Origin of the sequence: Leptospira neocaledonica, assembly GCF_002812205.1 — a bacterium.
GTDB lineage: Bacteria > Spirochaetota > Leptospiria > Leptospirales > Leptospiraceae > Leptospira_B > Leptospira_B neocaledonica.
Window position 1 is genome coordinate 363,591 of the sequence record NZ_NPEA01000006.1, and the last position, 11,005, is coordinate 374,595.

An 11,005-nucleotide genomic window follows, 5' to 3' on the forward strand; every position below is an offset into this window, starting at 1 on the left:
CTCCGAAGATTAGGTATTAGTACCAATAGAAATTCCCAAAAAATTTAGATACTATTACTTATTACCTAAATCTTTCGGGACTTTTCCATGATCCTTTTTAAACAAATTCGAAAACTATTATATGCTGTTTTTTTTATATTCTTCTTAGCCGCTTGTTCTAATGGAAGCGGCGGAAATAGTTCTCTTGCTTTAATAGCTCTCTTGGGTGGATCTTCCGAGTTGCCTGCACAATGGACTTGGGTAAGCGGTCGTTCCTTTGATACCGTAGGTGGTGGATACGGCATAGGAGTATACGGTACAAAGGGTATCGCCGACCCCGCAAATTTCCCGGGAGGGCGTCAAGATGCAATGCAATGGGTAGATTCCTCGAACAACCTCTGGCTATTCGGAGGAACTGGTAGAGATCCAGGTACAGGTTTTGGAAGATTAAACGATCTCTGGAAATTCGACGGCACCAATTGGACTTGGGTGAAAGGATCCAATACTGTTAATGCTGCTGGGGCTTATGGAACGAAAGGTGTCGCTGCTCCTGGCAATGATCCAGGAGCAAGGGTTAGCGGAACTACTTGGGTAGATTCGTCAGGAAACCTATGGCTATTCGGAGGTTGTGGTAATATTAACAGTGGGGATTGTTATAGCGATCTTTGGAAATTTGACGGGACAAATTGGACCTGGGTAGCGGGGCCAAATACCAAAAATACAAACGGAGTTTATGGTACAAAAGGTGTAGCAAATTCGGCCAATTTTCCGGGAGGACGGCAAGGTGCAGCCGGCTGGAAAGACTCATCCGGCAATTTATGGATATTCGGAGCAAACGCCGGCTTAGAAGAATCGTTTGGCACTCCTTCAACGCTGAACGATCTATGGAAATTTGACGGAACCAATTGGACTTGGGTAGCAGGACTAAAAACAATAGGAGGACCAGGAGATGGGAACCGTGGAACAATCAATGTCCCGGCTCCGAGCAACCTTCCTTCTTCTCGAGGAAAGGCAATATCTTGGGTTGACTCTAACGATAATCTTTGGTTATTCGGGGGAGATAGTTACGATGGCTATTGGAATGATCTTTGGAAGTTTGATGGAGCAAATTGGACATGGGTAGGCGGCTCCAGTACACCAAACGAAGCCGGAGTTTATGGTAAGAAAAATACCCCTAGTTCTCAGAACAAGATTGGATCTAGAGGAAATGGGATAGGAGGGAAACTTCCGAACGGAAAGATCTGGATTTTCGGAGGAACAGGAATAGATTCCGTGGGCACCTCAGGCGGATTAAATGATCTTTGGATCTTTGACGGAAAAAATTGGACCTGGAAGGGAGGCACAGACCTTGCCATTCAGGCGGGTAACTTCGGACCTAAAGGAAAAGCAGGAACTGACTACTATCCAGGCGGACGTTTTGGACCAAGCGGATGGACTGACTCCAAGGGATATATCTGGATCTTCGGAGGCCAAGGTATCGACGCAAACGGAAATAATGAATTCCAGAACGATCTGTGGAAGGTTCGTCCTTAAGTTTTAAAATATTCTAAAATACTAAAATACTAAAATAAAAAAAATCGAAGATTAATAATTACCTTCGGCTTTCTTTTTCAATAGTAATAAGGTCATGTCATCACTTTGATCCTTTTCGAACTCAGCAACCGCAGAAAAAATCTCAGTGCCTAATTGCCTAAGAGGTAGACGAGCGTTCGATTCTAAAAGTTTGATCAGTCTCTCTTCTCCGAATAAGTCCTCAGTCTGATTTCGTGCCTCCGTGATTCCGTCTGTGTACAATAGAACAATATCACCTGTTGACATTGGTATACGATTATCTTTTAAAACGGAACCCAGATCATCCACTATTCCCAGCCAAGATCCGTTAGTCGGAATTACTTCCACCTTTTTTTCTCTGGCACGATAAACCATAACATCCATATGTTTTCCGGCTGCTAAAAGATAATCTTCCTCTAATTGGAATAAAACCATCGTCATATATCGATCTGTTCCTAAACGTGCTATATTCTCCTTAATAACTCGATTGGCCTCGTGTAATATTTTCGAAGGGCAAAGTATCGCATCCTGTTGGACAATCGCCTGAATTGCTGTCTGAGCCATCATCATGATCAATCCGGATTCTATTCCGTGACCGGATACATCCCCGATTCCAACCCATTTTTTTCCGTTAGGTGCATCGATGATATCGTAGTAATCACCTCCAACCGAATCGGTAGGGACCATAAGTGCAGCTACTTCGTATTGTCCGATATGGTTTGCTTGCGGAAGAAGTGCAGTTTGGATCATCTTTGCAAGTTGCATTTCTCCCCAAAGAGCATCTCTTGCTCGGAGCACATCCGCTCTTGATTCATCCAAATTGATATTTGCGCAGACCAATTCGTCTCTCAAAAGATATTCCGATCTTACTAACTTAAATCTTACCCAAGATATGGCCGCAGTGATAATGATAGTGGATCCAAGAAAGAAAAGATTATTCACTAGGATCCTCGGATCGAAAGGAAGGTTCTCAAAAACGTTAAATCCAAGGTAGAGAGCAAGTACAACCAGACCATTGATCACTGAATGTATGGGTCTCCAAGAAAGTAGAATATTCACAGCCATCAACACAAGCATCAAGCCTGCATAATAACTCGAATTAAATCCACCTAGATCTACGGTCATCAGTACAATCATTAAACTGATCATTGCAGATATAATATATCCATGTAGAGGATAGTAACTATTTGGACGAGTAAACCGTATCAGCAAATATTCTATTATAACTAGGAAGGTAGTAGCACCTCTGTAGATCGCAAAACGTAAATGTAACTCGGGAGGCTGGGTATAATAATCCAAAAGTAAGAAGAATGGTATCAGGACGATGCACAACATCGTAAGAACCTGCATCCATTCTCGGACGATTCCTTGAAGGTATTTCTCAAAATCCTGTCCGACTTTCGAATTGATTATAACATTATCCTTAAGTTGCATACTATTGACCCACTACCTGTCGGGCGCCCGCAGCTCCATAAACATCTGGCATCCTTTTGCTTCGAAAAAGATTCGATTATAATGTGCCGGAAGGTTTTCCGTCAGAGCCAACATCTCTTCTTCGGTTCGATGATAAAGAACCCAATCCAGCCAATATTCCATAAACGCCTTATCCGGATTTCGAACATGAAAATTTCCAACAATCAGCCTTCCGCCAGGTCTTAATAATTCGAATAATCTAGTAAGAACTGCCTTAGCTACAGGAGGAGTCAGATAGTCGAATAATCCCATCGAATAAATGAAATCGAATTGTCCCCATTCTTTAGCGAGATCTCGAATGCGAAGCATAGAACGGACAGAGTCGTTTATGTAGTTAACGTTCAACGAAAAGCCCTTCTCCTTCTTTAATCTTTCCACATTGTCCATCGCCATGCGAAGAGCTTCCATGTCTTGATCCAATAATGTGAAATGAACATTTTCCATCTCTGTCACTTCTTCAAATGCATCTCCAATCTCCTCTGCGGGACCGCATGCAACTGACATTATACGAAACTCTGAATCGTAATGACGATACATCTCATCTCGGATCTCATCCGAAATCATCTTCCTCCGATTACGTACCGCGTCTGCTGCAGGAATTCGCAAAGGATAACTATGTAACAATCTGGAAAAGATGGTTTTTCCGGACGGCTGGTTCTCGTAAACCATTCGCATCATCTCATAATCGCCCGCGTAACCTCTAGGTTTCAAATTTGTTCGAAGCATAAAAGCAGATTGAAGAATAAAATCCCATACTTGCCTTCTAAAGAAAAAACCATGAGCTTCGTTCTCATCTTTGGAAAAATTTTTAGTTTGCTCATCCAATTCCCTAACCTTATCTTCGAAAAATTCAGTGAACGCGATCCCCTCGCGATCCAAAATCATCTGATGTAAATGATCCTGAACTGGTCCTGGCTCTTTTCTGAATTTTCTATCTAAATCGTCAAAGAACTGCTTATACACATTCAATTCAAAAGTAAGATTTGCGCTGTATTCCTTGAAACGATGGCTTACTTTTTCCTTTTGATTGAGTATAAGTTGGAGATTAAATAGCCCTGTATCATAAACAGTTAATCTACCTTTGCCGATCAGATCTCCTACATCTATTGTCTCATCCAAAAGTAGAACTCTGTATTCAGGAGTAGAGGCACTGCTCTCTATGGGCAGCATCCTACATCTACCTAACTCTATTTTTTTTCCATCCAACTCTATAACGAACCCATCGGCAACGAACGGGACTGCAAACAATGGAACTTTAGACATCCTGATCTGTAGCGAATAACGTGTATGACCGTATACTTGAACGGTCGTAACATTTCCGTTCGATCGAAGTATGCCAACGATGCTTCCTTCCGCGATCATACACTACTGCCCTACTACCTGGATTCTTCCGTCTTTGGTCTCGAAGATCCTTAACGCGGAAAAACTCAGGTCCTGCCATTTCTTATCTTTATTATAGATGAGCCGGATCTTTCCCGATCCTTTCTTTACGGTTTCCAAAATTTTGATCACCGGGGTTATTGTAGAAGAGTTCATATAGTCTAGATGAGTAAAGTCCCAAACGACGACCTTGTTCTCGTTAGATCCTCTCTTCATAACGTCGGATAACGTGGGTATGATAAATTGGCTCGGATTTCTTTGAACACTTTTGCCGAGCCAACGAACTTGTATAGGATCACCGTTTATAATTTCCAATTGAAGCTGGTCTTCCGAAAAGATCTGACTGTCTGCGTTCATTCTACAACCACCTGTTCCCTGTACAATTTCGGTTGAAGGGCCGATACATAGAGAATATTGTCTTCGTTCACATAGAAATCCAGGATTGCTTCTCCTTCATAAGCAATCCGAATGAGGCCTAAGCCGCTCTCATTATTTTCCAAAGGTTGACCTGCTACTAGTTTTAATCTTTCTAGATACGCTTGGAAAGGAGATTGAAAACTTCTGATCCATTGAACGATGGAATCTAATCTTCGTAGATTCTCTACAATCCCCGCGGAAGGAAGTGGGCTCCATGCTTGGACAAGTATCCCATCCTTACCTGCTTCTATCTTAAATGTAAATTCTTGGCTTTCATTTGTGAAATAACCGTATTTAATCGCGTTCTCAAGAATTTCAGACGTAATCATACAAAGTGCGTCGGAGGTTTCGTCAGTTGATCCTAACCTCTCCAAAAAGTTGCGACATTCTTCTCGAGCCCGTTCTATCTCGCCCCAAATTGGACGAAGTTTCATCTCAAGTAATTTAGGCTCATTGATATCGTTCATCTAAATCCTCCGCAGAACATGACCCTCATAACATACCGATTGGAAAAAAGACTTCCTGCGCTTCCTTTTTTCCCCTGATCTGAAACTCCCCGATCCTTTCAATATTGATCTCCTCCTTAACGCAACTAGTCGTAAAAGAATCCAAAAGAATATCATGCCCTGTTGTTTTGGTTAATGCTTCAAGCCTACTGGCAGTATTAACTGCATCTCCAAGTACGGTGTATTCCATATGGCGAGAAGAGCCAATGTTTCCTGCAAATACGTGGCCGGTGGAGATCCCCATTCCCATTGCCACGGAAGAGACTAGCTTAGGATTCCGATTCGAATTAAAGGCTCTTAAATACTCTCGAATTTGTAATGCCAAACGAACGCAATTGAGCGTATCATCCTCTTCCGGAAAAGGACAACCGAATGTAATCAAAAGTCCATCACCCAAGAGCTTGTTCACTGAACCTCCATTTGCATATGCGAGATCCATTAAGCCCGTGAATAACTCACTTAGAAATTCCGCAAACTCGTTCGGTCCTAATAGTTCCGCTATTCCTGTGGAATTTCTGATATCGCAGAACAACATAGTCGCGCGGACATTCTTTCCCTCCAGCTCTCCCTGACGTCGATGGTCCACAAGATAATCCACAAGATTCTCCGGGAAATAACGCTCCAGAAGACGTTTCGCCTGTTCTATATCCTCTACTCTTTTACTGAGTTCCATGGATTTGGCATGCAACTCGCTAATATCTCTAAATGTAAAAACGTATCCTTGAGAATTTCCGAAATTATTATGAATAGGAGCAACTGTACAAATAACAGGAGTATTTTTTCCGTTCGATCCAGAGAGCATAACGTGTTCGAAGACCGAAGGAATCCTTTTTTTGACCGCTTCCTGAACGATATCTTTAGTGACTGAACCTTTTGCATCACAAAGATTTATCACCTCATCAACGACCCTACCTCGTGCACTTTCCTCTTCTACTCCGAGTAACTTCTCTGCAACAGAATTTAAAAATTTCACTCGATGAATAGAGTCCGTAGCGATGACCCCATCTCCAATAGAACTTAAGGTGGTATTTAACCAGGCTGCATTCTCACGAGAACGTTTCTCCATTTTATGTTTATAAAGACACATTTCTATCGTGATTTGAAGTTCCTTAACATCGATTGGTTTTAAAATATATGCATAAGGTTCCGTTATTCGGGCCCTTCTTAAAGAAGATTCGTCGCTATGCGAAGTAATATAGATTACAGGAACATCAAGCAGTTCCTTAAGCTTAACCACAGCCTCGACCCCATCAATAAATCCAGTACTAAGTACGATATCCATTAATACCAGATCAGGTCGAGTTGCTCTGGCCATTTGTATCGCTTTTTCTCCGTTAGCAGCAATCCCAACGGAAGTATAACCGAATTTTTGAAGAATGATCTGGATATCTCTCGCGACAATTCTCTCATCTTCTACGATAAGGATCCGCGAAGTGTAAGATACTGCTCCATTCGCCGCCATTTTTATTACGACCTCCGTAACTCAGGCATCCAATTCGGCTCCACGCTTTGGAAATATCCTTTTAGCGGGATGTATTTTTCGTATCCGTATAATTTTCAACTATCGTGCGGCATCACTTAAGGAACTGTGTAGGCAAAAAACCAATGCGTTAGACACACGTTAGATGTTTAAACAAGCGAAAAAAGAAGGTAACAGAGAATAAAGCGATCGTCAATAAGTTATTAAATTAATTTGCGCAATTGAGATTTGAAGGGAAGAAACGGTGTGAAAAAAATATCTAAAAGCTTGTAACACAAATTAATAGGAAATCGGTCACAAAAATTAACGGCACCCAACTACAACTGAACAGAAAATTCGAAAAACAAATTTAAAAAAAGATCAAATCAACCCCCAAAGAGGAAGGCTTACTCATTTTTAAAAATTATATTAATAATAATTAATATACATACAACCATCAACCGATTTACATAAAACCGTCCATACGATAAAACTCTTTCGGGACAAAACTCATCAGCAAAAATCAAATTTGGGCTTCTTTTTTCGCTACGCACCAAAGCCAACATTCTAATTTTCTAAAATTTTTGCACCGTACAAGAAACAAACAAAATTGTTATGCGAACAGAACGGAAAACAAATTCACTTCAAATCGACTAACACAAACGTTCCAAATAAAATAGATTCCGAAATAACTAATAAAATATTTATTGACTAACACCCCGCCGCAACTAACGTCTCTCGAATCTCCCAAAAATATCATTCATAAAGGTTTCGATTGATGATTCATCAAGAGCAAAGTTTCAGACGATTCGTCTGGGCACTCGAAAAAAAATGGATCCAAACCGTCTGCATCTTAGGTTTCACCCTGGTTCCTATATTCGGAGGTTTGGATTATTTTATCATTCCGAAAGAATATTTAGACGAAAACCTCGGCTATTTTTTATCGTTAAGGGCCTTCGCTTCCGTTTTCGTATTTATCCAATATATAATATTACGTTTTTCCAAACCAAACGTATGGAATACGGTCCACGCGTTTGTCTTCACATTCGTTGTCGGAGGAATTATCACCTTAATGACCGCACGTTTAGGCGGATTCGAATCCTCCTATTACGCTGGATTAAATCTAGTTTTGATCGCGGTGAACCTATTCCTACCATGGAACGCCGTTAAAGGTGCCTTAAATAGCGGAATCATCCTCGTTCAATATATAGTTGTGAATCTGATATTCGACAATGACTACAAATTGATTTCGATTATCAATAACCTGTATTTTTTAGCCGGAACCATGATCATTTCGGTTACCATCGCCCATTTCAAATTTAATCTTACTAAATCCGAATTCGAAAAGATGGATGTAATCAGCACATTAAAGTCGCAACAAGACGGAGACTATTTCCTCACTTCTCTCGTATTACAGCCCTTAAGTCTGAATCTTTCCAAAAGTGATATCGTTCCTGTCGAATTCTTCACTAGCCAAAAGAAAAAATTCACCTTTAAAAATTGGACCCAGGAGATCGGCGGAGATATCAGCGTATCGAACGTTATTACTCTTAAGGGAAGAAGGTACGTTGTTTTTGTAAATGCGGACGCTATGGGAAAATCTCTGCAAGGTGCAGGCGGAGCGATTGTTTTCGGCGCCGTATTCCATGCGATGATCCAAAGAACGAAGATGCTGGAGGCGAACCAGAACCAGTATCCGGAACGTTGGTTAAGAAACGCGGTCATCGAATTACAAAAGACCTTCGAAAGTTTCGATGGGGCGATGATGATCTCCCTCGTAATCGGACTCGTAGACGAGGAATCCGGCTTAGTTTATTATATAAATGCAGAACATCCCTTTCCTGTATTATATAGGGATGGAAGAGCTTCCTTTATCGATTCACAGATATATTTTAGAAAGATCGGAATGTTGGAGATCAAAAGTAGATTTTTTGTAAGTATATTCCAACTTCTGCCAGGGGATAAACTGATCCTTGGCTCCGATGGAAGAGAAGACTTGATGATATTCGATCCGGCTATAGGCGGCAAGAGTATGGTGGAAGACGAAAATTTCTTTCTGCATATCGTTGAACAAGGAAAAGGCGAATTGAGAGATATAGTCTCCACTTTAAAGGATTCAGGAGATATAATCGACGACCTTTCCCTGGTAAAAATTTCCTTTGATCCAGCAAAACGAGAAATCGAATCGATAAATTCATTACGAGATTCGTTTCAAAATTCCGAAAACGGAACGTATACGTACGGTCATAAACCCACCGAAGATTTAGAAACTTTAAAAGAATTGGTATCTTCTTCCTCTAAGAACGGAGATATAGAAGAGTCCATTCGAGTCGCGATGAGGTTGGTGGACGTTTACCCCGGAGAAAGTAATTATTTTTACTTCTTAGCGAAAACTTTCAACAGACATAGAGACTACAAAGAATCCGTGGAACAAGGCGAACGTTTTCGTTACCGCCAACCGGATCATGTGAATAATCTTCTGGTACTTTCCGATTCTTATCGCCGCCTCGGAAACAGAAGAAGGGCCGAACTGCTCCTAAAAGAGGTATTTTCTTTCGAGCCCCAAAATCAAACGGCGATAAATCTTTTAGGTAAATTAAAAAATCATAATGGAAAAGACCTCATCAAATCAAATTGATAAAAGTTACGAAAAACTTCTTCCAAAAGAAGAGGTTTTTATCCCGACATATAGTTGTTTTTATAAAATTCACTCCGTGAATAAAGAGGAAAGTTCCGCGAAAGCAGTGTTGGGAGATATATCCAAGTACGGCACCAGGATCATCTGCGAAGAACGTATCTCCGACCAAACCGTACTAGGCTCGGTCTTAGACATGAGCATCGTTACGGATGTTCTACAATATAGTCGTAAACTAAGTGGCGTGATTCGTTGGGAAAAAAGATCTGAAAAAGGTTGGGAATACGGAATCCAGTTTGATGAGCCCATCCATTTAGATCTATTTCGAGCGATTCATGATTCGTTAACCGGAATCAAGGTCCGGGTAGAATCTGCGGAACCGAAAACTCCTCACCAGAAAGCATTATCTATCGTCTTTCAGACGAAGGAAAAAATCCAAAGCATCCAACCTTTATTGTCTCAACTTGAATCCAGTTTAAACGATCACGAATATGCGGTAGGCTATAATCTGAAAGAGGAAATTTACAAATCTGTATTTCTTCTTTTGAGCCCAATTTATAATTTTCTAAAAGAAAAAACGAATGAACTCTATCACGAATTAGATCCGACCGAGGTTAATTACAATTTCTCTTATCTTAGAGAAGAACTACAATGTTATCTTTTTCTAGATCCTTTCGTTAAAAGAGCCACGACAAAACCTTTAGGTTATGCAGGTGATTTCGAGATGATGGATGCAATCTATCGAGATACAAACGAAGGCACCAATCTTTTGGGAAAAAGTCTTCATAAATGTACCTTAAATCTGAAATCCGCACAAGCGGTGTTTCATAGGCAGAACTTTTTTTACAGAACGATCCTAGATAGATTAAAGAAAAAAGAAGATAAACTTTGTGTTCTATCTGTAGCCTGCGGTCCGGCAAGAGAAATGATTACACTTATCAACGATGCAGATCAAAGTACATTAGATAAACTGACAATCTACCTATTAGATCAGGATCCGAGAGCGATTACCGAAGCTAAACACGGAATCCGAATTGCCTTATTAAAAAATCATAAACAAGTCGATTTTCATTGTCTAAACGTAGAAATTGCAAGATTCGCTGCAAATCCAGGTAAATTCGTCCAGCACACTGGGATTGATATGATCTATTCGGCAGGACTTTTCGATTATATTAAAATGAAAACGGCGCAGAAGATTTGCACTCATCTGTATTCTATCCTGAATCCGACTGGAGAAATCTTTTTAGGAAATTTCTCGGATGCTTCCGATGAGATCGGCATCATGGAAGTTATGGATTGGAGTTTAATCTATAGAAGCGACGATGAACTTCTAAAGTTTGCGGATACTATCCGGGGTCCGAAAACGACTGGGATCATCGACGATGTTCTTCCTCAGAAGTTTTTCTATCTGTTAAAATCCAGTGATTCTAAAAATTAACCTAACCCAAGAAAGATTAAATATTCTCTCTTCGCCAGCTGAAAAGGCCTGAGACTTGCACGGGGCCTTAGTGAAGTACGGAGTTTGATCAACCTTCCCCAGCAAATAAAAAAGCCGAAGATTTCTCTTCGGCTTTAAGTGTAGAATATCTTCTACAAACGTTATAA

8 protein-coding genes are annotated in these 11,005 nt (G+C 40.7%); 3 read left to right on the top strand and 5 right to left on the bottom strand.

The genetic code is table 11. The features are described from left to right. The first annotated feature begins 87 nt into the window (after positions 1–87). A complete protein-coding gene (locus tag CH365_RS12915) occupies positions 88–1,512 on the top strand; it encodes a Kelch repeat-containing protein (RefSeq protein ID WP_100768969.1) in 1,425 nt (474 codons plus the stop codon). A 51-nt stretch (positions 1,513–1,563) separates the two neighbouring features. Here the strand turns inward: CH365_RS12915 and CH365_RS12920 are convergent, their stop codons facing one another. Genes CH365_RS12920 through CH365_RS12940 form a run of 5 tightly spaced genes read right to left on the bottom strand, consistent with a single transcriptional unit; the run spans position 1,564 to position 6,768 of the window. After that, the gene (locus CH365_RS12920; protein ID WP_100768970.1) at positions 1,564–2,964 is read right to left on the bottom strand and encodes a PP2C family protein-serine/threonine phosphatase; all 1,401 of its coding nucleotides are present in this window, start codon (positions 2,962–2,964) and stop codon (positions 1,564–1,566) included. Positions 2,965–2,976: 12 nt separating this feature from the next. After that, a complete protein-coding gene (locus tag CH365_RS12925) occupies positions 2,977–4,365 on the bottom strand; it encodes a class I SAM-dependent methyltransferase (RefSeq protein WP_100768971.1) in 1,389 nt (462 codons plus the stop codon). Between the two features lie 3 nt (positions 4,366–4,368). After that, positions 4,369–4,740 carry a hypothetical protein gene (locus CH365_RS12930; RefSeq protein WP_100768972.1) on the bottom strand — a complete coding sequence of 124 codons (372 nt, stop codon included), beginning with the start codon at positions 4,738–4,740 and terminating at the stop codon, positions 4,369–4,371. Beyond that, entirely contained in the window at positions 4,737–5,267 is a 531-nt protein-coding gene (locus CH365_RS12935) for an ATP-binding protein (protein WP_100768973.1), read from the bottom strand. Before CH365_RS12935 ends, CH365_RS12930 begins: the two co-directional genes overlap by 4 nt. A 25-nt stretch (positions 5,268–5,292) precedes the next feature. Further along, positions 5,293–6,768: an adenylate/guanylate cyclase domain-containing protein gene (locus tag CH365_RS12940; RefSeq protein ID WP_100768974.1), complete on the bottom strand. Its 1,476-nt coding sequence runs from the start codon at positions 6,766–6,768 to the stop codon at positions 5,293–5,295. Positions 6,769–7,543: 775 nt separating this feature from the next. On the opposite strand from CH365_RS12940, the gene CH365_RS12945 reads away from it, so the two are divergent. Then, positions 7,544–9,403, top strand: a complete 1,860-nt coding sequence (locus CH365_RS12945; RefSeq protein ID WP_100768975.1) for a PP2C family protein-serine/threonine phosphatase — start codon at positions 7,544–7,546, stop codon at positions 9,401–9,403. Next, positions 9,375–10,838 (top strand): PilZ domain-containing protein, encoded by a 1,464-nt coding sequence (locus CH365_RS12950; protein ID WP_100768976.1) that lies wholly within the window; start codon positions 9,375–9,377, stop codon positions 10,836–10,838. Before CH365_RS12945 ends, CH365_RS12950 begins: the two co-directional genes overlap by 29 nt. Positions 10,839–11,005 lie beyond the last annotated feature (167 nt).

What these genes read in the sequence shown, in the direction of transcription:
- CH365_RS12915 (WP_100768969.1), top strand. Translation starts at nt 88, where the DNA reads ATGATCCTTTTTAAACAAATTCGAAAACTATTATATGCTGTTTTTTTT.
- CH365_RS12920 (WP_100768970.1), bottom strand. Translation starts at nt 2,964, where the DNA reads ATGCAACTTAAGGATAATGTTATAATCAATTCGAAAGTCGGACAGGAT.
- CH365_RS12925 (WP_100768971.1), bottom strand. Translation starts at nt 4,365, where the DNA reads ATGATCGCGGAAGGAAGCATCGTTGGCATACTTCGATCGAACGGAAAT.
- CH365_RS12930 (WP_100768972.1), bottom strand. Translation starts at nt 4,740, where the DNA reads ATGAACGCAGACAGTCAGATCTTTTCGGAAGACCAGCTTCAATTGGAA.
- CH365_RS12935 (WP_100768973.1), bottom strand. Translation starts at nt 5,267, where the DNA reads ATGAACGATATCAATGAGCCTAAATTACTTGAGATGAAACTTCGTCCA.
- CH365_RS12940 (WP_100768974.1), bottom strand. Translation starts at nt 6,768, where the DNA reads ATGGCGGCGAATGGAGCAGTATCTTACACTTCGCGGATCCTTATCGTA.
- CH365_RS12945 (WP_100768975.1), top strand. Translation starts at nt 7,544, where the DNA reads ATGATTCATCAAGAGCAAAGTTTCAGACGATTCGTCTGGGCACTCGAA.
- CH365_RS12950 (WP_100768976.1), top strand. Translation starts at nt 9,375, where the DNA reads ATGGAAAAGACCTCATCAAATCAAATTGATAAAAGTTACGAAAAACTT.